The 23,611-nt window shown below is 43.0% G+C and carries 21 protein-coding genes; 18 read left to right on the top strand and 3 right to left on the bottom strand.

What is annotated here, in order from left to right:
• Window positions 1-190: 190 nt before the first annotated feature.
• Entirely contained in the window at window positions 191-949 is a 759-nt protein-coding gene (locus MHH89_RS02905; RefSeq protein WP_340012377.1) for a DUF6612 family protein, read from the top strand.
• Window positions 950-1,299: 350 nt separating this feature from the next.
• Complete coding sequence (locus MHH89_RS02910; protein ID WP_445739138.1) at window positions 1,300-5,208, top strand: X2-like carbohydrate binding domain-containing protein; 3,909 nt, start codon at window positions 1,300-1,302, stop codon at window positions 5,206-5,208.
• A gap of 467 nt (window positions 5,209-5,675) precedes the next feature.
• On the opposite strand, the gene MHH89_RS02920 is transcribed toward MHH89_RS02910, so the two are convergent.
• Window positions 5,676-6,416 (bottom strand): SDR family NAD(P)-dependent oxidoreductase, encoded by a 741-nt coding sequence (locus tag MHH89_RS02920; protein WP_076220260.1) that lies wholly within the window; start codon window positions 6,414-6,416, stop codon window positions 5,676-5,678.
• A 131-nt stretch (window positions 6,417-6,547) separates the two neighbouring features.
• On the opposite strand from MHH89_RS02920, the gene MHH89_RS02925 reads away from it, so the two are divergent.
• Window positions 6,548-7,441 carry a LysR family transcriptional regulator gene (locus MHH89_RS02925; protein ID WP_312150922.1) on the top strand — a complete coding sequence of 298 codons (894 nt, stop codon included), beginning with the start codon at window positions 6,548-6,550 and terminating at the stop codon, window positions 7,439-7,441.
• 388 nt (window positions 7,442-7,829) lie between these two features.
• The gene (locus tag MHH89_RS02930) at window positions 7,830-8,540 is read left to right on the top strand and encodes an SAM-dependent methyltransferase (RefSeq protein ID WP_076279853.1); all 711 of its coding nucleotides are present in this window, start codon (window positions 7,830-7,832) and stop codon (window positions 8,538-8,540) included.
• Between the two features lie 77 nt (window positions 8,541-8,617).
• On the opposite strand, the gene MHH89_RS02935 is transcribed toward MHH89_RS02930, so the two are convergent.
• Complete coding sequence (locus tag MHH89_RS02935) at window positions 8,618-9,832, bottom strand: MFS transporter (protein WP_076190144.1); 1,215 nt, start codon at window positions 9,830-9,832, stop codon at window positions 8,618-8,620.
• A 174-nt stretch (window positions 9,833-10,006) separates the two neighbouring features.
• Here MHH89_RS02935 and MHH89_RS02940 point away from each other — a divergent pair, with 174 nt between their 5' ends.
• The 7 genes from MHH89_RS02940 to MHH89_RS02970 all read left to right on the top strand — a co-directional run bounded on the left by MHH89_RS02940 (window position 10,007) and on the right by MHH89_RS02970 (window position 16,166).
• The gene (locus tag MHH89_RS02940; protein WP_175618940.1) at window positions 10,007-10,168 is read left to right on the top strand and encodes a hypothetical protein; all 162 of its coding nucleotides are present in this window, start codon (window positions 10,007-10,009) and stop codon (window positions 10,166-10,168) included.
• Complete coding sequence (locus MHH89_RS02945; RefSeq protein WP_076309150.1) at window positions 10,165-11,127, top strand: phosphotransferase enzyme family protein; 963 nt, start codon at window positions 10,165-10,167, stop codon at window positions 11,125-11,127. The genes MHH89_RS02940 and MHH89_RS02945 overlap by 4 nt, the downstream gene beginning before the upstream one ends.
• Window positions 11,128-11,187: 60 nt before the next feature.
• Window positions 11,188-11,673, top strand: a complete 486-nt coding sequence (locus MHH89_RS02950) for a DUF3888 domain-containing protein (RefSeq protein ID WP_256715141.1) — start codon at window positions 11,188-11,190, stop codon at window positions 11,671-11,673.
• 812 nt (window positions 11,674-12,485) lie between these two features.
• Complete coding sequence (locus MHH89_RS02955; RefSeq protein WP_254847621.1) at window positions 12,486-12,821, top strand: hypothetical protein; 336 nt, start codon at window positions 12,486-12,488, stop codon at window positions 12,819-12,821.
• Window positions 12,822-13,964 (top strand): DNA polymerase III subunit beta, encoded by a 1,143-nt coding sequence (dnaN, locus tag MHH89_RS02960; RefSeq protein ID WP_340034352.1) that lies wholly within the window; start codon window positions 12,822-12,824, stop codon window positions 13,962-13,964.
• Window positions 13,965-14,657: 693 nt separating this feature from the next.
• Complete coding sequence (locus tag MHH89_RS02965; RefSeq protein ID WP_076189790.1) at window positions 14,658-15,542, top strand: EFR1 family ferrodoxin; 885 nt, start codon at window positions 14,658-14,660, stop codon at window positions 15,540-15,542.
• 3 nt (window positions 15,543-15,545) lie between these two features.
• Entirely contained in the window at window positions 15,546-16,166 is a 621-nt protein-coding gene (locus tag MHH89_RS02970; RefSeq protein ID WP_341086298.1) for a hypothetical protein, read from the top strand.
• A gap of 110 nt (window positions 16,167-16,276) precedes the next feature.
• Here MHH89_RS02970 and MHH89_RS02975 read toward each other — a convergent pair whose 3' ends face one another.
• Window positions 16,277-16,894 carry a nitroreductase family protein gene (locus MHH89_RS02975; RefSeq protein WP_076129923.1) on the bottom strand — a complete coding sequence of 206 codons (618 nt, stop codon included), beginning with the start codon at window positions 16,892-16,894 and terminating at the stop codon, window positions 16,277-16,279.
• Window positions 16,895-17,115: 221 nt separating this feature from the next.
• Here MHH89_RS02975 and MHH89_RS02980 point away from each other — a divergent pair, with 221 nt between their 5' ends.
• From MHH89_RS02980 to MHH89_RS03010, 7 genes are all read left to right on the top strand, one after another.
• Complete coding sequence (locus MHH89_RS02980) at window positions 17,116-17,958, top strand: DUF2785 domain-containing protein (protein WP_341086299.1); 843 nt, start codon at window positions 17,116-17,118, stop codon at window positions 17,956-17,958.
• 200 nt (window positions 17,959-18,158) lie between these two features.
• On the top strand, window positions 18,159-18,602 hold the full coding sequence (locus tag MHH89_RS02985; RefSeq protein ID WP_036685888.1) for a DUF1641 domain-containing protein: 444 nt from the start codon (window positions 18,159-18,161) through the stop codon (window positions 18,600-18,602).
• 40 nt (window positions 18,603-18,642) lie between these two features.
• A complete protein-coding gene (locus MHH89_RS02990) occupies window positions 18,643-19,821 on the top strand; it encodes an NAD(P)/FAD-dependent oxidoreductase (RefSeq protein ID WP_036685891.1) in 1,179 nt (392 codons plus the stop codon).
• Window positions 19,822-19,985: 164 nt separating this feature from the next.
• The gene (locus MHH89_RS02995; RefSeq protein ID WP_341086301.1) at window positions 19,986-20,612 is read left to right on the top strand and encodes an SGNH/GDSL hydrolase family protein; all 627 of its coding nucleotides are present in this window, start codon (window positions 19,986-19,988) and stop codon (window positions 20,610-20,612) included.
• Between the two features lie 168 nt (window positions 20,613-20,780).
• The gene (locus tag MHH89_RS03000; protein ID WP_143761996.1) at window positions 20,781-21,767 is read left to right on the top strand and encodes a hypothetical protein; all 987 of its coding nucleotides are present in this window, start codon (window positions 20,781-20,783) and stop codon (window positions 21,765-21,767) included.
• Window positions 21,768-21,799: 32 nt separating this feature from the next.
• Complete coding sequence (map, locus tag MHH89_RS03005) at window positions 21,800-22,546, top strand: type I methionyl aminopeptidase (RefSeq protein ID WP_076218952.1); 747 nt, start codon at window positions 21,800-21,802, stop codon at window positions 22,544-22,546.
• 101 nt (window positions 22,547-22,647) lie between these two features.
• Window positions 22,648-23,466, top strand: coding sequence for a hypothetical protein (locus MHH89_RS03010; RefSeq protein ID WP_341086303.1), 819 nt, complete (start codon window positions 22,648-22,650; stop codon window positions 23,464-23,466).
• Window positions 23,467-23,611 lie beyond the last annotated feature (145 nt).

The following is a 23,611-nucleotide window of genomic DNA, read 5'->3' on the forward strand; positions in this document are numbered from 1 at the left end:
ACCTTCTCTGCTGTAAAGTCGGGGAGGTATTTTTTGATTTGCATTAAAACACTAAATTCAGCGCAACAACTGTGTATCTTAAGCCGTTTTTTCACATGTCTACCTTTTCCGTCATATAAGCTGTTAACTTTATAATGATAAAATAGATTTAGTTATATTTGGATTTCATTTGAAGTGAAGGGGAAGTAATATGTTTATCAGAAAAATGGTTTTTATCGGTATCATTTGTATGTTAGGTTTGACAGGTTGTGCAACGAACACTAAATCAGGTGCTGAAGGAGAGGGAGATAAGCGTGCAGAGGAGCTGCTCAGCATGTCTCGGAGTGAACTGGCTAAGCAGGAGAACTATACTATAGAAATGGAGAAACAAGAAGAAACATCCAGCAAATCGGAAAAAAGTGAAGATAAACATTGGTCGAGCGCTGTTTCATTTCATGTCGACTATGTTAGAAATCCTTATACCGTATATCTAAAATCGGAGACTGCGGAAGGAAAGGAACGAGAAGAATACATATCGGATACTGAATATCATACAAAGGTAATGGATGATTTATTTATTAAGCAGGACGATTATATTCCAGCGAAAGAAAAACAAATCGCACAAAGATTTATTGACCCGTATGATTATATAGACATGTACCGGATAGATTCTCAGGGGATCGTTGTTTCTGAGGAGGAACAAGAATACATACTTTCGATAGAGATATCGTCTCATGATGCGAGTAAGGAAACGATGAAATTGATGAAGCAGAATTTGACAGACAAGATTAAACTAAGATATACGCTGGATAAAACTACACTTTTGCCGCATAAAGTGGAGGCAGAAATATTCACTTCATTGAAATCAGAAAACTTAAATTCAGAGTCAGTGCTCACGTTGCAAACAACTATCAGCAATTTTAATGGTATAAAAGAGATTGTTATGCCTGTAGATACTAGTGAAGAATAGTTATATCAGAAGCCTCTGGGATTTATTCCGGAGGTTTTCTTTATCAGCAGAATTATTTTCAATCAAAATTTAGTGAAATTGTATCCAGAAGTGTGAAAATGGTACGATTTTTAGAGACAATCTTCTGCAAAATATAACCATTTTCTCTCGATAATGAAAAACCTTACCATTATAATGAAAGCGTTATCAGAAAATGGAGTCTAAGTTCTGAAGGTATGGATTAAGGGGGAGGGAGGAGCAGGGATATAGAGTAAGAAGAAGGCATAAACAAACCAATTATATCGTAGGAGGCGTAAAACGTGATTCGTAACCGTATCCGGAAAACAGGACTTTTGGTCCTGCTTGGCGCGATGGTAGGCTCTTTATTCTCTGCATTCCCAGCTACTACCCATGCAGCCTCAAGTGAACCTTACACCTGGAAAAGCGTTGTAACGGGAGCTGGCGGGGGCTTTGTACCCGGAATTATTTTTAATCAAACTGAACCGAATCTGATTTATGCCAGAACAGATATTGGCGGGGCCTATCGCTGGAATCAAGCTACATCTAGCTGGACATCAATTAGTGACTCGGTAGGCTGGGTGGATTGGAACAAGAATGGTGTTGATGCTCTGGCTACAGACCCAATTGATCCTAATAAAGTCTACATGGCAACGGGTACGTATACTAATCATTGGGATAATAATGGCCAGATTATGCGCTCTAATGACCGGGGGAACACCTGGCAAACTACTCCACTGCCTTTTAAAGTAGGTGGCAATATGCCTGGCCGTTCCGCTGGTGAACGTCTAGTCATCGACCCCAATAAGAACAACATTCTCTATTTTGGAGCTAGAAGTGGTAATGGTCTCTGGAAGAGTATTGATTCGGGTGTAACTTGGTCAAAGGTAACCTCTTTTCCAAACGTAGGAACGTATATTCAGAATCCGACACTTGATTATGGGAATGATCTTGTCGGATTGTCTTGGATCACTTTCGATAAGAGCACAGGTACACTTGGCAACGCTACTCAAACGATATATGTCGGTGTGGCCGATACGGCTAGCAGCGTATATCGGAGTACAGATGGTGGAGTAACCTGGACAGCTCTGGCTGGACAACCTACGGGGTTCTTGCCACATCACGGCGAGCTGTCATCCACAGGTGATCTCTATATTACTTATAGTAATGGTGTAGGTCCCTATGATGGCAGTAAGGGTGAAGTTTGGAAATACAACAAAACTAGTGGGGCTTGGACCAATATCAGTCCTACGACCGGTGAAGATAACTGGTATGGCTTTGGTGGATTGGCGCTGGATGCTCAGCACCCTAACACATTGATGGTATCCAGCTTAAACGCTTGGTGGCCTGATGAAGTTATTTTCCGCAGTACCAATGGTGGGGCTACTTGGAGTCGCATTTGGGATTGGGGCAATTATCCAGAACGGACTTATAAGTTCAGCATGGACATCACCGCTGCTCCATGGCTCGATCATGGAACCACTTCAACATCCCTGGATCCTTCACCGAAGCTAGGCTGGATGATGGGTGATTTGGAAATTGATCCATTTAACTCGAATCGAATGATGTACGGAACTGGAGCAACAATTTATGGCTCGAACAATTTGACCTCATGGGATACCGGAGGCAAGGTAAATATCTCTGTCATGGCAAAAGGTGTGGAGGAAACTGCAGTGCTGGGGCTAATTAGCCCGCCAACCGGAACCTCCCATTTGATCACTGCACTTGGTGACGTTTCCGGTTTCCGTCATGAGGATTTGTCGGTAGCGCCGACTAAATTCCAGACCAGTCCTTCATGGGCAACGACGATGAGTATTGACTATGCTGAACTGAGTCCGTCCTATATGGTGCGGGTAGGCAGTGCAGATAAAGAAAAAACGCCAAGTATGAAGTCCATTGGTATCTCTAACGATGGTGGAGTGAATTGGTACATGCCAAACTCCGAGCCTTCCAATGGAACCAAAACAACGGTTGGCCATGGACAAGTAGCTGTCTCTGCAAGTGGTAATTCCATTCTGTGGAGCACCTCAGATATCGGGGTGTATTATTCCAAAACCTCAGGCAATTCTTGGACAGCAAGTGCAGGATTACCGGCTGGAGCGAAGATAGCGTCTGATCGCGTGAATCCTAACAAATACTATGGATTTTATGCCGGAACCTTCTATGTAAGTGTGGATGGTGGAGCTACATTTACTGCCACCGCAGCTTCGGGCTTCCCGACCAATAATGTGGCTGGATTACAGCCGAATGAAGCCCAAATCAGTATGAAGGCAGTTCCAGGTATTGAAGGTGACATTTGGTTTGCCGGAGGAAATACGGTTGAGAATAAATATGGTCTATGGCACTCCACTAATTCAGGTGCGAGCTTCACGAAGTTAACGAATGTAGAAGAAGCTGACCTTATTGGTTATGGTAAGGCTGCTCCGGGCCAAACTTATATGGCATTGTACACCGTAGCTAAGATTGATGGTGTACGGGGCGTATTCCGTTCCGATGATGTTGGCGCAACTTGGGTTCGTATTAATGACAATGCTCATCAATACGCTAAGATCAATATGGCGATTACTGGGGATCCAAGAATCTATGGACGTGTATATCTCGGTACGAATGGCCGAGGCACCTTGTATGCTGATCCTGTAAATCCACCAGCTACAGGCTCGACCATTACGCCAATAACTGCAAGCTTTGATAAGAAAACAGCGAATCAGGCAGACGTTGCAGTAACTATGACGTTGAACGGAAACACGCTGAGTGCGATCAAGAACGGAACGGCAACCCTCGTAGCAGGAACGGATTATACGGTAAGTGGATCAATAGTGACGATTAAAAAAGCGTATTTAGCGACGCAAGCGGTAGGAACGACAACGCTGACGTTCAGCTTTAGCGCTGGAGCTACACAATCTTTGGCGGTAGCGGTAACGGATACTACAACACCAGTATCCAACTCCACGATAACGCCAACAAGCGCGGGATTTGATAAGAAAACAGCGAATCAGGCAGACGTTGCAGTAACTATGACGTTGAACGGAAATACGCTGAGTGCGATCAAGAACGGAACGGCAACCCTCGTAGCCGGAACGGATTATACGGTAAGTGGATCAACAGTCACTCTCAAGAAGGAGTATTTGGCAACTCAAGCGGTAGGAACGACAACGCTGACGTTCAGCTTTAGCGCTGGAGCTACACAATCTTTGGCGGTAGCGGTAACGGATACTACAACACCAGTATCCAACTCCACGATAACGCCAACAAGCGCGGGATTTGATAAGAAAACAGCAAATCAGGCAGACGTTGCAGTAACTATGACGTTGAACGGAAATACGCTGAGTGCGATCAAGAACGGAACGGCAACCCTCGTAGCCGGAACGGATTATACGGTAAGTGGATCAATAGTGACGATTAAAAAAGCGTATTTAGCGACGCAAGCGGTAGGAACGACAACGCTGACGTTCAGCTTTAGCGCTGGAGCTACACAATCTTTGGCGGTAGCGGTAACGGATACTACAACACCAGTATCCAACTCCACGATAACGCCAACAAGCGCGGGATTTGATAAGAAAACAGCGAATCAGGCAGACGTTGCAGTAACTATGACGTTGAACGGAAATACGCTGAGTGCGATCAAGAACGGAACGACAACCCTCGTAGCCGGAACGGATTATACGGTAAGTGGATCAACAGTCACTCTCAAGAAGGAGTATTTGGCAACTCAAGCGGTAGGAACGACAACGCTGACCTTTGAGTTTAGTGCCGGAGCGGCACAATCCTTGGTTGTCACTCTCTCAGATACGTCAGTAGCTCCTACAGCAGCACTGAAAGTGCAGATGTATAACGGTACAGTGACTGCTTCCGGAAATACGCTAAATCCAAAGTTTAAGCTGGTGAACACAAGTACAAGTGCCGTTGCACTTTCTGATGTGAAATTAAGATATTATTACACAATTGACGGAGAGAAGGCACAAAGCTTCTTCTGCGATTGGTCACAGGCTGGAAGCGCGAATGTAACGGGCACGTTTGTGAAGCTGCCAACGGCTAAAGCGGATGCGGATTATTATCTGGAGCTTGGATTCTCGAGTGCAGCAGGTTCACTAGCTGCGGGTGCGAGCATCGATATCCAAGTGCGAGTAGCTAAAGAGGATTGGTCAAATTACACTCAAACCGGAGATTACTCCTTTAATGCGGTTGATACCAATTTTGTAGACTGGACAAAAGCGCCCGCCTACATCTCAGGTAACCTGATCTGGGGTAATGAACCTAACTAAGAATCTTCACCAATAGTTATGCTGAAGAGGCTGTCCTAAAAAGTAGAAAATTCTACTTTTGGGGCAGCTTCTTACTTTAACCCTCAGGCTATAGGTGGTATGTACGCTATGTGCTACGTTCTATGAATCATGTGGTATGTGGTATGTCGGATGCATTTATGGTTCCTATAGTGTTGGCTATATAGTAATTAGGGAAAACCTCCCTGAAAATAGCCGATATTTGCTTTAAATCAACGAAATCAGGGGATTCTTCCCTGAAAATCAGGCGAATTCGTTAGTTTCCAGCAAATTAACCAATAATTAGGGAGGTTTTCCCTAATTATTGGCTGGATGACCAAAAAACTTAGAATTTTAGGGAGAAATTCCCCAATTATGCTATCAACGCTTCACTTCCTCCTGTACGGTACGCAAAAACCAGCTAATGATATTTAAAAGTAGTTCTGACATACCATTTGCTGTTTTGGCTGTTACAATGTTTGTCCGCTATCTATGGTAATGATCTGTCCAGTCATTGCTTCCTGTTCTAGCGCAGCGCAGACGAACTGGGCGATATTCTCGGCGGTTGAAATATGCTGAAGCAGCAGATTAGGGGCTAGTTTATGCATTTGTTCTTCTCGTCCAGACCACCATCTAGTAGCAACGGCTCCCGGTGCTACACAGTTAACTCTAATATGGGGAGCCAGCGCGTGTGCCAGAGATTTGGTAAGACCGTGGACAGCCGCTTTGGAGACGGCATAAGGAAGGGATGAGCCTAAGCCTGTCTGTCCAGCGATGCTGCCGAGATTGAGGATGGCTCCTGAATTTTTTTGGTTCATATACGGTGCAACCGCTCTAGCGCAGAAAAACATTCCTTTCACATTTACATCATATAACTCATCCCATACTTCCTCTGTTGCCTTTTCCAGATCTCCGAGAGCAATATGTTTAGTTATACTGGCGTTATTCACTAGCAGATCTATTGTCCCGAAATGCTGAATAATCGAATCGACCATACTTCGCACTTCCTGATCTTTAGACACATTCGCTTGTATTGCTATAGCCAACCCTCCTTGATTCAGAATCGTCTTTACGGTTTCATTGGCTTCATCCTCAGATCTAGAATAGTTCACTACGACGTGGGCTCCGCGTTTGGATAACTCCAAGCTTACAGCTTTGCCAATTCCAGTCCCTCCACCGGTTACTAATGCGACTTTATTGTTGAGATCCACCCTCAATCACTCCTTATGTTGGCGTATGTTGTTGTTATAAAGTATTCTATAGAGAAAAGTGGATTTCGTATAATTGAATATAATGAAGGTTTGGTTCAATTAATTTGAATTGAATAGGGGAGGGCACTAGGATGGATCTAAAAACAATAAAAACCTTTCAAACGATCGTAACTTCCGGAAGCTTTAATCGCGCAGCAGAAGAATTGAACTATGCCCAATCTACAGTTACGATGCAGATGCAAAGGCTTGAATCTGATCTGGGATGTCAATTGCTTGAGCGGGGGAAGCAAATCAGCTTAACAGAAGCAGGCAGATTGTTTTATGAAGAGAGCCTACATATTGTTAAAGATATGGAACGACTAGAGAGCCGTTTGGCTGATTTAAAAATAGGGGCAGCTGGCAACGTGCGATTAGGGGTAACGGACCCTACGGCGAGCTATCGTTTGCCGCAGCTTTTAAGTAGGTTTATGGTGCAATTCCCTAAAGTGAAGATCTCCGTGGATATTGCGGGAACCGCCGCACTTAGTGAACTACTCCTGCGTGGTGAAATTGATTTGGCAGTGTGTTCGGCACCAGAGCTCGGTAAGGAGCTGTATTTTGAACCCTTATTTGCGGAGGAATTCTTGTTACTTTTGCCAGAAGAGCATCCGCTAGCATCCAAGGAACGTATCACCCCAGAGGATCTACAGAGTCATCGCTTACTGATTACGGCAGCGAATTGTCCTTATCGTAAAAAATTAGAAAGTGTGCTGCAGGAATCAGGCGGGCCGCCACTAGATACAATGGAGATTGGGAGCATGACAGCGCTGAAATATTTTGTGGGAAGTGGTTTAGGTGTGGCACTTGTTCCTGAGATTGTGCTGAATCCAGCCCCAGCAGGAACTATAGTACGGAAGCTGGAGGGGAAGGTTATTGATATGACCTGTGGGATCCTATGTAAACTTTCAGATTATCCGCTTAAGCAAGCGAGCTCCAGATTGTATCATTTTTTAAAACAGGAACTAACCGTGACAAGGATATTTTGAATTTTAAACGAATTGTTAAGAAATAGAAAAAATAGAAAGGGCGGTGTTTGATGTTTTTTAGGAGGAAATTCAGTTTCTGGCTTTCAATTATAAGTATCATCATCTGTCTGAGTGACTATCTGGGGGTGGGGATCGCGAATATTATTCTTGTACGTTTGAACCCTATTATAGATACACTGATCTTTACAGAACCTTTTGAAAGCTTCATGGTTGATGTAAATAATTCGAGATGGGGAACCAGTAGTGCGTTAATCAGCGTCAGATTCCCAACGTATATTATTCATTTTGGAACGTTTTTGGTTTTGGGTATTCTAATGGATTACCTTATTCGTATATTAAAACAGAAGTAGAAGTGTAGATGAGCCTAGAAGAGGAAAGGTGAGCTGAGATGAGCGGAGCAAAGGGAAAACTTGATTTGGAGAGAATTGTTTTTATTGGCAGAACCTATGAGGAATATATACGTATGTTTGATTTGCTGGAATCAGATCTTATCGGCCAGAGCATTCTGGATTGTCCTGCGGGTGCTTGCTCTTTTACAGCAATAGCGAATCGGTTGGGTGGTGAAGTAACGGCTGCTGATATTGCTTACTATTACTCTGAAGATGAGCTGGCAGACAAAGGGGCTCAAGATATTGCACATGCGATGTCCGGAATGGAAAAAGTACAGGATAATTTCGTTTGGAACTACTTTAAATCAATCGAGGGACTGACCGAAGCGAGGAACGCAGCGTTAACCGCCAGCACTAAGGATCGAAGACAAACCCCGCAGCGATATGTTCCTGTGATACTTCCGGATCTGCCATTTGCGGATGAAGCATTTGATCTGACATTATCTGCTCACTTTCTATTTATGTACAGCGATCGGCTGGACTATGAATTTCATTTAGAGACTGTTAAGGAACTCATGCGGGTGACGAGAGGCGAGCTTCGAATCTTTCCACTAGTCGACCTCTCTTGTAAAAGGTATAAGTATTTAGACCGCCTTATTGATGATTTGGTGAGGCAAGGATTTACTGCAGAGGAACTAGAGGTTCCTTATGAATTTCAAAAAGGTGCAAAGCAGATGTTGAAGATTAGAAGAGCAGAATTGTTCCTCTGAAATATAAAAAACGAGGGTGCCTCAAGCCATGATGACTTTGGGAGCACCCTCGTTTTTTGTATAAATATCTATAAAGCTTACGCTACAGTTTCTTTCCGTTCTGCTACAAAACAAGCTATGCCTAATACCAGACCAAGGCCCACTAGAACCGCACCGACCCAAGGAAGCGAAGTGATCGCTAGATGAGAAATAACCCAACCGCCAATAAAGGCACCCGCTGCGTTACCGAGATTCCCGGCGGAGTGGCTGGTCGTTGAAGCAAGTGCAGGGGCTGCCTGAGCCAGACTCATAATTCGTATTTGCAGACCTGGCATGACCGCAAAGGACACCATACCCCAGAAAAATATTGTGATTACCGCAGCTATTGGGCTATGCATCGTGAAGGAAAAGATCGTTAGAATCATACTGACTGCAAAATAAAGTCCCACGATAGAAGGCATCAGCTTCCAATCCGCAAGCTTTCCGCCAACGATGTTCCCGATGGTCACCCCACAGCCGAATAAGACTAGAATCCAAGTCACACTATGTTCAGCAAAACCGGTCACTTCTTCAAGCAGTGGAGTAATATATGTGAACACGGTGAACAAGCTGGCGTTCCCTAACGCCCCGATCAATAAGAATAGCAGCAGCTTTGGATTAGCCAGCGCAGCAATCTGCTGGATAACACTCGCTGGTTTCTCTTGTTTAAGCTTTGGAATAAAAATGAGGATGCCGATCAGCGCGGCGACTCCCATGACAGCAATCGCTGCAAATGAGGCCCGCCAGCCCATACTTTGTCCAATAAATGTTCCTAGAGGAACTCCGACAATATTGGCTATCGTTAAACCTGCCATCATAATAGATACGGCTCCGGCCCGCTTATTGGGTTGTACAAGATTGGATGCAATGACTGCGCCAACCCCAAAAAAAGTACCATGAGTTAAAGCTGTAATTATACGAGCTACCATGAGAACGGTATAGTTTGGTGCAAACACAGAGATTCCGTTGCCCAGTATAAAAAGAATCATGAGAAGACATAACAGTTTCTTTTGCGGAATGCGCTGCGTGAGAATGGTCAGGATGGGTGCGCCAACGGCCACTCCAAGTGCGTACATTGTAATGAGTTGGCCAGCAGTCGAAATACTAACCTGTAAATCGTTGGCCACATTTGGTAAAATACCCATAATAACAAACTCAGTCATACCAATTGCAAAAGCGCCTACCGTAAGAGAGAGTATAGAGATGGGAAAGGGCTCTTTCCCTGCTCGCTCTTTGCGTGTTTGTGCCTTGTTGAGGTTTGGAATTGCATTCATGATGCCGATGTTCAACCTTTCTTCTGCCTGTAATGAAGCTCCACCTTGGTTAAGATGATAGATCCGACATGTAAGTATTGCTTTTCTATTATTTAGTTTTCTGAAAATATTTTCAAGATAAATATTTTTTCAGATAGTTTTCATTTTTATAGATCATTGAAGGGATGGTTATTTATGAATGATGAAGGCCAAGTCCAAGTGCTTGAATTGCCGGAAATGAAGCGAGAATTTAATAGCAGTTTGCAGAGTAATGATCGTGGATTGGTTATAGAAATCTATCAATTTGCGAACCCTTCCTGGCCCGATGAGACTGAATTGTTCCTTCCTTTGCGATGAGAAAAAATTATAAGCAGGCAGCTTTAATAGCGCTTCAGAACTTTGACCTGGATTGGACGCAGATTCGTTTTAACCAGCTATCGGATACCTGTACCTTTGTTATCGAAACTAATAAAGAGGGAACTTTTTTACTGCGCCTTCATTCGGGGAGATCTAAAGAGGAAATTAACTCCGAAATCGCGTGGCTGGAGCTTTTGAAGAGCAAAATTGATGTCCCCCTGCCAAAAGGTGTTCATGATCGCACGGGTGCTGTAACGTTCAGAGTGGAACAGGGAAATGGAGAAGGTGTTTATGCCTCTTTAATGCGCTGGGTTGAAGGGGAACATGCGAATGAAAATCTTACCGAAGAACAAATTTACAAAGAAGGCGTTCTATTAGCCAAGCTACATAAGGCGGCACAGGAGCTGGAGTTACCCCCTGGCTTTAATCGTCCTGTTTGGGATGAACATAGCTTTCGAAAAGCAATGCTTCGTTTAAAGCTGCATTATCATTGTTTTCTTACGGATGATGAGTTTGTGCTGTATCAGTCGGCAGCTGAGAAATTATTCAACTGGTTAAGCAAGCAGCATAAAAATAAGAACAGAAGGTCTTATGGCGTTATTCATGGAGATTTACATCAAGGCAACATCATATTTAAAGAGGGTGAGCCTCGGCCGATTGATTTTGGGAGATGTGGTTGGGGGTATTATCTTTATGACGTGGCACATACCCTTCTTGGACTGTATCCATTGCAAAGAGAAGGGGTCATTAAGGGGTACGAAAGTATCGCCAAGCTTGACGGGGAGTGGGTTCAGACTTTAGAGAATTTTACGGTCATGGTTATGATCGAAAATTATTGCCATCACGCATCCGATCCTAGGGAAACCGAGGGTCTAAAAGCAGAACAGACGTATGCGTTAGCGATCCTGAAAAATTATCTTAAGGGAGAACCCTTTCTTTTTAACAGGATTGAGATTTAACGTATAGAAATAGGGTCTCTTTGGGGAATTTATATAAAGTTCCCTAAGGAGGCTATTGTGATGAAAAAAAGCTGGATTGCTCCCCTTCTTGTCGCAGTGATGCTCGTTCTGACGCCACAACCTTGCTCCGCAAATAGGTTAATTCAACCTCAATCTGTAACACCTTCCAGGTCTGATTCGGGACTTCAACTGCCAGATCAAGATTCTCGCGAACTTAAGTTTCAAGACATGCTGATGTTATTTCTTTTACCCCATATTGAGAAAAAGATTGCAGATATTTATTCGCCGCTTTTGCGAGAATCGCCAATGGTTTATCCTTACTTTGTGGATGTGACTGAGGTGAAGCGGCTCAATGGTTTCCGTGGGTTTGATTTCTTGATTACACTTAACGTATATCCTACAGTTGGTCCACATATTTCAGTTGGAGAAGATACCATGACTTTTAGGATCTCTCCTGGTCCTAAGGTGAAGCTTGAATCGTTCAAGCATCTAAAAGACCCCAAAAAGTCAGACTTCCCACCAAATTATCAGAACATCCTGAGATAGTGTAGTTTCAGTAAGGCGCGTGGGTGGAAGAGTAGATATTAATATGTGCCACACGTTGAGTTATGAGGCGAGCTATTTTTACATGAGTAGGGAGTTCTGAGGTAATGATGATGGGAGTTGTAGGGAAAGGAGTCTTTGGGAGAGGGGATATGAGAGGGGATGAAGGTTGGGTTAGTGGCGTGATGAGGGTGTGTGAGGGGATAAAGATTGGGTTAGTGGGATGATGAGGGTGTGTGAGGGGATGAAGGTTGGGTTAGTGGTATGATGAGGTGAGGGAGAGGGGAGGAAGGTTGGGTTAGTGGCATGATGAGGGTGTGCGTGAGGGGATAAAGATTGGGTTAGTGGGATGATGAGGGTGTGCGTGCGTGTGTCCGCGAGCGGGCAAACGGGATAGTTGCAGTTTATACACTTATTTGCAGGAGATAAGAAGCTTAGTCACTTTTAGTTGCATTTGGTGCAGTTAAAAGAAGTCTTTTCACACTAATTTGTTAATATCGTTGAATTTAGTTGCAGAGAATACACTTATTTCGCTCGGGCAGCACAATGTATTGTTTATAGTTGTATAAAGTGCAATTAACTCATACATTCCCAAACGATTTTAAGCAAAATAAAAAAATCCATGGGTTATCGTTGCAATACCCAACTCATACCCAACTCATACCCAACTCATGCCCAGCTCACCGCACACACTCCGATCTTTGGGGTGTTTTTTTGTGGTTAGAATTGTGGTGGATTAATGGCGATTATGGTATTATGAAATTAGTGGATATATTGATTTAAGTTACTAAATTCAAATATGGAGGTGTGAGGGATTGGGTGATCATAAATTCGAGGGCGAACAAAAGGGGAGCAGTATTAGCGAAATTAAAAATAAGGTCACTAGCGATAGCGCAAGTAACAACGAGGATAAAGTCAAAGTAGGTGTAGCTACTAAAGACGGGCAGTTGGGGTTTCTTTTTACAAGGGGAGGGCTTCGGGAAGGTGCAGGTAGAAAAAGCACTGGTGTAACTAAAAAGGTATCACTGACGTTATCTGAGGACGTTTGGCAGGAGATAGAGCAGGCTTGCGCGGATCAGAACGCATCTCGCTCCCAAGTATTTCGGAACATCATTGAGGCGCATTTTGTAAAGGAATCTAAGGAGAGTTAGGTGAAGTCTTTGCTAATCCATGTATCAAAAGATTCTCTTAGTACCGCTTTACAGGCAGCATTAAAAGCCATATCCGCGAATAGTTCCTCACGTGTTCTATCAGGAATACTTATTCAAGCGCAAACTCAGGGTCTGATATTAACAGCCAGCAATATAAGAATGACCATTGAATATAAGCTCCCTGTGAAGATGGATTCGATGGTTGTGCACAACACAGGTGAGATCGTCGTTCCCGCGCGTTATTTTTATGAGATCATTCGTAAGCTTGATCCTGGACTAATTAGGCTGGAAATCGTAGAGTCATTGATATTAAATATTCAATCAGGGAGCACTCAATTTCGTTTATGTGGAATGGATGTGGCAGAGTTTCCAAGAATCCAATACATAGATCATCCAAACATTCAAAGGATAAGCATGAAGAACACTCTCCTGAAGCAAATATTTAAAAGAGTGGTTTTTGCGGTCTCTTCATCGGAAACCAGACCTGTGCTTACAGGAGTTTTGCTGCAAATAGAGAAGCATAATATTCGTGTAGTCGCCACTGATGGCATCCGCTTCGCCCAGCATGTTGTTGAAAGCGTAGAAGATTACGGGACAGTTCCTTTAGATGTTGTAATCCCGGGCAGCACCCTGGAGGATCTTTTAAAAATATTAAACGATGATCCAGACAGCAGCACCGATTTAGAAATAGGCCCCAAGCAGATCAGATTTATTTCTAGTGGATTGAGGGTTCAGTCTGCTCTTCTAGAAGGAACTTATCCCTCTGTCAATAATTTAATCCCAAAAGCGTACCTCTCCGAAGTGATTGTTAAGAAGGATCGTTTGTTACATGTGGTTGAACGTATTTCTATATTGGCTAGTGAGAGTGTTATGCTCAGCGTACTTCCTTCTAACATGCTAAGTTTAGTGTCCAAGACTGCAGAAATTGGGGATGTAAAAGAAGAGATTCCTTTGGAGCATCTGGAAGGTGATCATTTTCGAGTAGCCTTTAACGGAAAATATTTCAGGGACATCCTTCGGGCGATCGATAGCGAGACGCTTAGAATCAGGTTCGCGGGAAAAGAAAGGCCGCTGGTGATCCTACCTGTAGACGCATCTTCGTCCACACTTTTTTTAATTACTCCTGTGAGGACGCATGATTGAGGATTTGTTAAGTACAATATTTGAGCAGGTTTGGGTGAATAGCTGCAACTGAGTCCGATAGTGTGATAAAACGAGCGAAATTATGGAAATAAGAGCAACTGAGTCCGGACAGTTGTTAAAAAGAACACCGCCTGCCAAATTTGATCCTAGACGTGCTGCCCATTGCTTAAACTAGCTGTCTTGGGCTCAACTTAACTACTTCGTGCGGAATTAGCTACCTATGGCTCAACCTATCTACACCGTGCGGAATTAGCTACCTATAGCTCAACCTATCTACACCGTGCGGAATAAGTTCCCTATAGCTCAACCTATCTACACCGTGCGGAATTAGCTACCTATAGCTCAACCTATCTACACCGTGCGTGGAATTAGTTCCCTATAGCTCAACCTAGCCGCCTACATCTCGAAACCAGCTACCTTTTGCTCGATTGAGATCGTATCGGACCGTATTGCAGCTATTTCAGCATATGGGTTCATTTTGCGAAGGTTTCGGACTGTATAGCTCTTATTGCCCCTGATTTGCGCAGAAAAGGAGCACATTTGAGCGAATAGCTGCAACTGAGTCCGATAGTGTGGCAAAATGAGCGGAATTATGGAAATAAGAGCAACTGAGTCCGAATTAGCCAAAACCCATCTCAACTTCACAGCTTTCCCAGACGGGAATGAGGTATATTTGATCTGGGAGGGGATGGAATGCATAATGCAAAGACGGCCATATTTTATTTCTCAGGTACGGGCAATACGGAGATTATTGCTAAGCAATTTGCTGAAAGGCTAAGAAGTAAAGGGCAAGATGTAGATTTGTTTAGAGTGGAAGATGTTTTTAAAGGCACTCGTTCTGTAGAATATGAAGCCTATGATCTTATAGGTATTGGTCATCCGGTTCTAGGCTTTGGCGCTTCCGGTTTTGTTGAACGTTTTGCAGAAGGGCTACCTGATTGTAATGGAACCCCGGCATTTGTATTCAAAACGGCATCCTCTCCACACTATATCAATAACGGTGCTTCGAATACGGTGCTTCGTTCTTTGCGTGGGAAGGGATATAATCCCTTTCACAATTCGATTTTGGCGATGCCATGTAATTTTTATATTAAATATGATGACAGGTTGAATAAGCAGTTGTATCAAGCCGCACAGCGTAAGGTGGAATTGTTTGCAGAGGAAATCGTAAAGCGGACACCACGAAATCTGCCGATTCACCCTGTGTTGGAGCGGGTTCTGAGAACAGTGTATTATTGTGAGGAGCACCAAGGGGGAAAATACTTCGCCAAAGGATTGCGTACAACGGACGCTTGCACACTATGCTTAAAATGTGTCAGAAACTGTCCAACATCCAATATTAGTAGCGGCGTAGAAAGAATTGTTTTCAGTCAAAATTGTTTATTATGTATGCGTTGTGTTTATTCTTGTCCTCAGAAGGCAATCCAAGCGACACGACTTAAGGCTAGCGTAGTAGATCCCTATACTGGAGGTCCGAAGCTTCATAAACTAATGAAGGATTCTGCGAATGATGGACGGTTTGTTACTCCCAAATCCAAGGGCTACTACAAGCATTTTATTAAGTATTTGGAGGAATGACATATGAATCTGTTTCGGATGGGATCGAAGCCACTGGGGATTGAGCGGATCACCACATTTTTGGAGGATAATTATGTGAGTATCGGCTACCCCGGAATAGGGGATCTGGAGAATCTAAGCACAGAGGAACTTCGTGATCGATTGATTGGCACATACCAATATAGTGAGTTGGAGCTTACGCAACATCTGCAAGCCCTTCAGCTATTTGTACATACGATGCAAGATGGAGATTATGTGCTGGTGGCCGATGGAGATTGGGTACATCTCGGGGACCTCGGAGATTATTTTTACAACGAGTTTACTGATAATGTTGACGAGGGTACATGCCATCGGCGTGGTGTGACGTGGTTGAAAAGTGTGCCGATTTCTGAACTAAACACAGGCGTGCGGGAGTTATTTAACCAAAGTGCAACGGTTGTACAATATAAGGGTCCCAAACCAAGTGCTCGCTTGGATCTGTGGATTACAGGTGTTTCTGCTAATGAACAAGAAGTGAATAGTCCGCTGGAATTGGATGAGGAGACACTCTCTAAGGCGCTTAATATTTTGAAAGATGCTTTGATTTGTGATGACTCCGAACGACGGGAACGAGCAGCGATAGCCATTTTACAATATGCGAAGTAGAGCCCCTCTTGTATATCGGGCGTACGGTTCATTATCTTCATGATGAGTTCCAATTAAAAAACGTTCCACCCGCTACTTGCCTCGGATGGAACGTTTTGCTGTATCTATAATCAGATGAATTCAACGAATTCGTTAACTGGCTTACGGTAGCCGCGGGGTCTGATTTTATGTTTTTTGTCTTTGCCGATCGTGATCAGCATAACAGGTACCATATGATCCGGCAGATTCAAGGTGGATTGGATAGCATCAGCATCGAAGCCGATCATCGGGCAGGTATCCCAGCCTTTATCTTTGGCGATCAGCATAAAGTGCATGGCAGAGAGAGAGGCATTACGTATTGCTTCATCTCTTTGAAAAGCATCCTTATCAATGTAAGCATTGTTAATCATCTCTATTTGCTCATCATATTCCTCTTGTGACATCGCTCCTAAAGCTTTAAGCCCGCCATAGATTTCTGGAGCCTGCTGATAAGCATGCTTATCTCCTAGCACTACAATAACTGCTGAAGCAGTATGGATTTTATATTGGCCGTAAGCTGCTTCGCGAATTTCTTCTTTTAAGCTCTCGTTAGATATCACTTTGTAATTTGTATGCTGTAGATTATAGGCCGAGGGTGCCAATCTGGCATAAGAGAACATTTCCTCTAATTCATTCTGAGGGATGATAACCCCTTCCACAAAATTCATAGCGGATCTGCGTGACTGAATCAAGTCTGTAAAAGCGCTCATAAGTATTCCTCCGTTGTGTATGTATTCGGTTGTAAAATATCAACACCTGATATTTGTAAATGAACTAACTAAATGTTACTAACTCAAAATAACACAGCTTATAAAATTCGTCAATGATAAAATTTATTGAAGTTAATCTTGAACACTCTGTTGTCAAAAAATAGGACATAAATTAGGATATTAGGATATGTAGAAACACAGTGAATGAAAGGGTGGATAAATTGATTAATAGTAGAGAACAATTGATGATAGATTTGCAAAGAATCGAAGAGAATGACTACGAGCTTAAAAGTGGAGAGGACATAAAGGATTATGTGAAGTTGATGCTTGAGCATATAGGAGATCCCGAGCCTGTACTGCGTGATGAATTGATTTATTCCACATTCTACAAATGGATTAATGAGAAACATTGGTTTAATGATGCGGAGCTTCGTGAACTGCTGTGGATACTTCTTGACGAGCAGCATCTTTTTTATCACATTGGGAATAAAGAAGATCTGACGGTGTATACAAGAACATTTTCTGTATTGGTTGTTGCTCTTATTCTCCAGAGGCATAGGGAAATGGCTATATTGGATAGCTCTGAATTTATAAAGGTGAAGCAGGGTTTGATTCGTTATTATGAGGAAGAACGGGACTTAAAAGGTTATATGGAAAAAGAAGGCTGGGCACACGCAGCAGCCCATGGCGCAGACGCCTTGGATGAGCTGGTTTTATGCTCGGAGAGTGATGCCGAGGTGCGGGAAGAGGTTCTGACAGTTATTCAAAAGATGCTTTATAACGATCAATACATATTCAGGGAGGAAGAAGATGAACGGATTGCTACTATTATAGTTACAATCATCGATCATCATTTACTTCCACAGCAGTCTATAACCGATTGGATTCTCAACTTGGCGCAATGTGGCAGTTGGCCTAGAAGCCACAGCCAGTACGTTAATCGAATAAATACAAAGAACTTCCTGCGTTCTCTTTATTTCAGGTTACTTCTAACAGAGAAGAATATGGACATTGTGGAGGTTTTATTGAAAACTGAGAAGAATTTGAATGAATTTGTACATTAATTCACTCAAACGGTTTTAATTAACACTAGTAATTTAAATAATTTATTATAATGTAATAAAAATCACAAATTTTTATGGAAATTCAAAAACTTTGTGACATTTATAACTTGATAAGTGCTATAATAGAAATATGGCGTTAAAAGTTCTTATGTTTTTCATTACTATTAAGCAGCAAAGCTTATTGCAGAGGAGATTTGGATATGTCAGAATCAATCACTCAAACACAACCTGAACAAGAATCACCAAAAGTAGCTGTTAGCAAGGAACAAATGGATGTTCTAGAACAGCTCTTGAAACCAGAAGTCCAGGAATCATTAACAGTCTTGGTGGAACAGCTGCCAAAATTAACTGAGCTTGTTGGCGTGCTTACAAAGTCCTATGACTTTGTGCAAACTGTCGCAGCGGATGATGTTTTGAAAAGTGATACGGTAAGTGCAATTAAAGAACTTGCTGAACCTGTAGTGCATTCCGCGAAGAATATGGCAGCTACAGTGATCGAAGCAAAAGATCGTGCGAATGAAAGTAACGAAGTTATTGGTCTTTTTGGTCTTATGAAGTTGTTGAAAGATCCGCAAGCGCAAAAGCTTTTCCGTTTCGTAAATGCATACCTTCAAGTTGCTGGAGAACGCAGTAAGCAGAAATAATCATTTTCATATCTTATACGTAAGGGACGGAGGAAACATCATGTCTAAACATATTGTCATTCTAGGAGCAGGTTATGGTGGTCTACTAAGCGCCTTAACCGTACGCAAATATCTCAAAAAAGATGAAGCTAAAATTACTGTAGTTAATCAGTATCCTACCCACCAAATCATTACAGAATTGCATCGTCTTGCAGCAGGTAGTGTTGCAGAGGGTGCTGTAGCTATGCCTCTAACTAAGCTTTTCGCAGGGAAAGATATTGACCTGAAAATCGCGAAGGTTAATTCATTTTCTGTGGAGAACAAACAAATTGTTCTTTCTGATGGTGTGACACTTACTTATGATGCGCTTGTTGTAGGTCTTGGCAGCACTACAGCTTATTTTGGCATTCCAGGGCTTGAACAATACAGTATGGTATTGAAATCAGCTGCAGATGCTAACAAAATTCATCAACATATTGAAGATCGTATTCGTGAATATGCGAAATCGAAAAATGAAGCAGATGCAAACATCCTGATCGGTGGCGGCGGCTTAACAGGTGTTGAGCTTGTTGGTGAAATCGCGGATGTATTGCCTACACTTACTAAAAAATATGGCGTTGATCCTAAAGAAATTAAGCTTATGCTCGTTGAAGCAGGTCCTAAAATCCTTCCAGTATTGCCAGATGCATTAATCGAACGTGCTGTAGCAAGCTTGGAGAAACGTGGTGTTCAATTCCTGACAGGTCTTCCTGTTACGAATGTAGAAGGCAATGCGATTGACTTGAAAGACGGTCAAAAAATTATTGCTAACACATTTGTATGGACTGGTGGCGTACAAGGAAATCCACTCATCGGCGAATCGGGTCTTGAAGTTAACCGAGGTCGTGCAACGGTGAATGAATTCTTGCAATCCACTTCCCACAAAGATGTATTCGTTGCTGGTGACAGCGCGGTGGTCTTTGCAGAAGACGGACGTCCTTACCCTCCAACTGCGCAAATTGCTTGGCAAATGGGTGAATTGATCGGATACAATCTGTATGCCTTCTTGAAAAATAAATCGTTTGAAAGCTTTAGCCCAATCAACTCTGGTACACTTGCTAGCTTAGGCCGTAAAGACGGTGTTGCCATCGTTGGTGCAAGTTCTACTCCGTTAAAAGGCTTGCCTGCAACTCTAATGAAGGAAGCAAGTAATATCCGTTACTTGTCCCACATTAAAGGATTGTTCAGCCTAGCTTACTAATATAGTTTAACCCTAAACCCTGCTCAAATCTGAGCGGGGTTTTTGTTATTGTTTTTTTAGTGAAATGTTTGCATTATTGATGTTTCACAGTAGGCTGTATTCATTGTATTTGATATAATAGATTGGGTTATATTAACAGAGGTAGTTAGAGGAGGATTTCATTTATGATATTCCAACAAAACGATGTCATTCTGTTTCAAGGGGACAGCATAACAGACTGGGGGCGTAATCATGAAGACGCTTCATCACTTGGAGTAGGTTATGCAATGATGGTCGCCGCTCGACTGGGGCATTTATATCCAGAGAAGAATCTTACTTTTTTTAACCGTGGTATTGGTGGCAACCGTATTGTTGATTTACAGGGACGGTGGGATAAGGATTGCCTGGATTTGAAGCCGACGTGGGTGTCCATTTATATTGGAATTAATGACACTTGGCGGCGTTTTGATTCTGGTGAAGAAACCACTCCCGAGCAGTTTGAAGCTTCATATCGGGACCTGATCGAACGCACTCGGAAATCTTTGGATGTTAAATTAGTGCTTATAGAGCCTTTTGTTTTGCCTGTACCGGAAGATCGTAGAACTTGGCGTCAGGATCTTGATCCTAAGATTCATATTGTCCGAGAGCTGGCACGTGAATATGGGGCGCCGCTGGTTCCGCTAGATGGACTTTTTGCAGCGGCTTCCGTAAAAGCAGAACCGGCTTACTGGGCATATGATGGAGTACATCCTACTCCTGCAGGTCATGCACTTATTGCGGATGCTTGGCTCAAAACGATGGGAGCAATCTAATCAATTGCCATTTTAAGACTAGAACCACGCTTTAATAAGCAGGTTGTAGTCTTTTTTTAATCGCGTGTTCATAAAGTCGTTTTTATATATTTATAGACACTGTTATAATTGGAATATGCTTATGTATTGGAGGCGATTCGCATTAGGCGGTTAATATGGATAGCACCTTTGTTATTGGTCGTAGTGTTAAGCGGATGTAAAAGTGATTTGGGCTTCATCAATGCCAGATGGATCGAAGGCGTGTCGTTGACACCCGTGGCAACGAGTGATCAGAAACAAGCGGATCGTCCTTTGCACTCAGAGAGCTTAACGCTAAAGGATTCTGTTTTGATCAAGACGCTTGCGGAGGCTATGAACAAGAGTAAGAAATTTTCTGATGATCTGGATTGGGGTCCGGAGTTTGAAATGAAGCTTGTTTATGGGGACGGCTATTCGGAAGATTATTACATAGCGCTTGGAGATCAACTTGGACATGAAGGGATGTTTACTACAGCAGAGAACAGCAGTCAGGGCTACACAATTCCTGTAAAAAACTCTGACCAGTTAAGAAAGCTCATTTATGGAACAATCGATACGGAGAACATTGAACAGGCAGACCCTGTGGAGACTTCTGTCGAGGTAACAGGTCCAGTAACCCTATCACATAATGAACTGTCTCCGGTCACAGGGAGAGCGGGATTTTTAAATCTGCAACTGCTAGAGGGGACATATAGCGAAGATTGGACTACACCGAGTCCGTTAGCGGGAAGAAACTGGAGTGGCCGATTTAGGCTAGTAGTGACTGACGAGCATGGAAAAACACTGAGTAGCTATCCGTTAAATGATCAATTTGCCCAGACCTTTAATGATTTTTTCCAGCTTCAGTTTGAGGATTATAATGGAGATGGTGATCCCGATTTTACGATCGGACAATATGGAACGAGTAACGGTTATTTCTACAAGCTTTTTACACTCAGAAGAAATAACGTGATAGAAGAACTGCCTATTAAACCTGAAAATCAGCTGTTTATCAGCAGTCCTGAGCGGTATTCCATAAAGCTGGATAAAGTTGATGAGCATAGCTTCAAGAGAAGTTACTACGATAACGCAGCAGGCAAACAAGTGGAAGATACTTTTCAGTGGGTAGGGAGTGCATTTCAGAGGCTCGACAAATGATTAATTCATGAAGTGAGAGGAATGTGTGTTGGATGACAAGTGATACGGTACAAGATTTAGAAGGGTTAAAAGCTATTGGAAAAGTGGTGGGCCACACCATCGCCGAGATGAAAAAGAAAGTAACCCCTGGGATGACGACTGCGGAGTTAGATCTTATTGGAGCTGAGATTCTGGAAAGCTTCGGAGCATCCTCAGCCCCGAAGATAACTTATAATTTCCCGGGCAGCACCTGCATCAGTGTGAACGAAGAGGTTGCTCATGGTATTCCGGGTCCGAGAGTGATTAATGCTGGCGATTTGATCAACATTGATGTCTCTGCTGAGCTGAATGGGTATTATGGGGATGCTGGCGTTTCTTTTCAACTGCCGCCCTATAACGATGATATTCTGCGTTTATGCCGGAGTACAGAGGAAACCATGATGAGTGTGATCAATCATCTGCGGGCAGGAATGAAGGTTAACGAGATCGGCAGAATGATGGAACTTGAAGCTCGCAAACGCGGTTATAGAGTGGTGCGTAATCTGTGCAGCCATGGAATTGGCAAATCACTGCATGAGAAGCCTTTTGAAATTCTACCCTTCTATAATCCAAGAGTGACCACGGTGCTAAAGGAAGGACAAGTAATTACAATAGAGCCCTTCCTCTCGACTGGAGCGGACTATGTGGAGCAGCAATCGGATGGCTGGACGCTAAGTGTTGTAGATAACGGTCGGGTAGCGCAGTTTGAACATACGATTATCGTGACTAAAGGTGAGCCTGTTATTCTGACTAAGGCATAAAGAGTAGTGTGCGAACAGACCTTATTATTTATAGGTTGTGCCCCGCATACGCGATGCAAGGAATTGTTCAAATCTGAAGATAACTATCGGAGGGACCAGAGATGGCTGAGCAAAAGATGATTGAAGTGCCGTTTCAGCAATGGGTAAACGATAAGGAGCTGTGGGTACAGCTTAATGATTTGATGATGCAGGAGAGTAAACTCCCAGGACCACGAGTGAATTTGGAGCTCTCAGACCATTTTGCCAAACAATTCGCTCATCCTAATCTAACAGATACAGGCTGGGAGCTGCTCGTCTCTTGGACTGACATTACTGAAGCTGAAGCTGGGGTGAATGATCCCCGTGAGTTTCTGCCGTTTTGTGCAGTTAGGGCGTTGGGTGCTTATTACAGTTACGCTGGAGAAGAACAGCAAGTAGTGATTCAAAACAGCATCAAGACAGCTATGAATGATTCGCGATGGAGGGTGCGTGAAGCGTCTGCTATGGCGCTGCAAAGTATAGGGGAGGATGATTTCACCCTGCTCAGGCAGCTGATTGACATGTGGGAGAAGGGTGCGAACAGGCTTGAACAACGGGCTTTTGTAGCGGCATTAGCGCATCCTCCTCTTTTAAAAAAGAAAGAAAATACGCTATATTGTCTTCAGTTGGCTGCCCGAATCATGGAGAGTATAGATGGTGGGGGAGCGCAACATGAGGACGCTGAGCATTTTCGTGTATTATCTAAGGGACTTGAATACAGCTTGAGTGTATTTGTGGCGAATGAGCCTGAAGAAGGCTTTGTTATGCTGGAGAGATTTGCAAAGAGCCGAGATGCCCGAATCCTTAAGATTGTGAAGAGTAATCTTGGCAAATCGCGTCTGAGTAAAAAATATGCTGCCCAGGTGGCTGAGATCCTAAAGGAATTCGATAAGATAAGATAGGAAAAGACACTTAGGATACGAGTGCCATTTGGCAGTTGTATTTAATCATTTTTTTTGTTTTTACTTATAATAGAATTAACAATTAAAGAAACAAAGAGAATTAATATAATCAAAGAAAACCACTCTATGGATTGTTCGAATATTA

The organism is Paenibacillus sp. FSL H7-0323 (genome assembly GCF_038002725.1).
Classification (GTDB): Bacteria; Bacillota; Bacilli; order Paenibacillales; family Paenibacillaceae; genus Paenibacillus_AQ; species Paenibacillus_AQ odorifer.

Excerpts from the sequence above, each read along its gene's own strand:
- MHH89_RS02940 (WP_175618940.1), top strand. The coding sequence starts at position 10,007 with ATGAATGATGAAGGCCAAGTCCAAGTGCTTGAATTGCCGGAAATGAAG.
- MHH89_RS02945 (WP_076309150.1), top strand. The coding sequence starts at position 10,165 with ATGAGAAAAAATTATAAGCAGGCAGCTTTAATAGCGCTTCAGAACTTT.
- MHH89_RS02965 (WP_076189790.1), top strand. The coding sequence starts at position 14,658 with ATGCATAATGCAAAGACGGCCATATTTTATTTCTCAGGTACGGGCAAT.
- MHH89_RS02905 (WP_340012377.1), top strand. The coding sequence starts at position 191 with ATGTTTATCAGAAAAATGGTTTTTATCGGTATCATTTGTATGTTAGGT.
- MHH89_RS02975 (WP_076129923.1), bottom strand. The coding sequence starts at position 16,894 with ATGAGCGCTTTTACAGACTTGATTCAGTCACGCAGATCCGCTATGAAT.
- MHH89_RS02925 (WP_312150922.1), top strand. The coding sequence starts at position 6,548 with ATGGATCTAAAAACAATAAAAACCTTTCAAACGATCGTAACTTCCGGA.
- MHH89_RS02930 (WP_076279853.1), top strand. The coding sequence starts at position 7,830 with ATGAGCGGAGCAAAGGGAAAACTTGATTTGGAGAGAATTGTTTTTATT.
- MHH89_RS02970 (WP_341086298.1), top strand. The coding sequence starts at position 15,546 with ATGAATCTGTTTCGGATGGGATCGAAGCCACTGGGGATTGAGCGGATC.
- MHH89_RS02990 (WP_036685891.1), top strand. The coding sequence starts at position 18,643 with ATGTCTAAACATATTGTCATTCTAGGAGCAGGTTATGGTGGTCTACTA.
- MHH89_RS03010 (WP_341086303.1), top strand. The coding sequence starts at position 22,648 with ATGGCTGAGCAAAAGATGATTGAAGTGCCGTTTCAGCAATGGGTAAAC.
- MHH89_RS02950 (WP_256715141.1), top strand. The coding sequence starts at position 11,188 with ATGAAAAAAAGCTGGATTGCTCCCCTTCTTGTCGCAGTGATGCTCGTT.
- MHH89_RS02935 (WP_076190144.1), bottom strand. The coding sequence starts at position 9,832 with ATGAATGCAATTCCAAACCTCAACAAGGCACAAACACGCAAAGAGCGA.
- map (WP_076218952.1), top strand. The coding sequence starts at position 21,800 with ATGACAAGTGATACGGTACAAGATTTAGAAGGGTTAAAAGCTATTGGA.
- MHH89_RS02995 (WP_341086301.1), top strand. The coding sequence starts at position 19,986 with ATGATATTCCAACAAAACGATGTCATTCTGTTTCAAGGGGACAGCATA.
- MHH89_RS02985 (WP_036685888.1), top strand. The coding sequence starts at position 18,159 with ATGTCAGAATCAATCACTCAAACACAACCTGAACAAGAATCACCAAAA.
- MHH89_RS02910 (WP_445739138.1), top strand. The coding sequence starts at position 1,300 with ATGGTAGGCTCTTTATTCTCTGCATTCCCAGCTACTACCCATGCAGCC.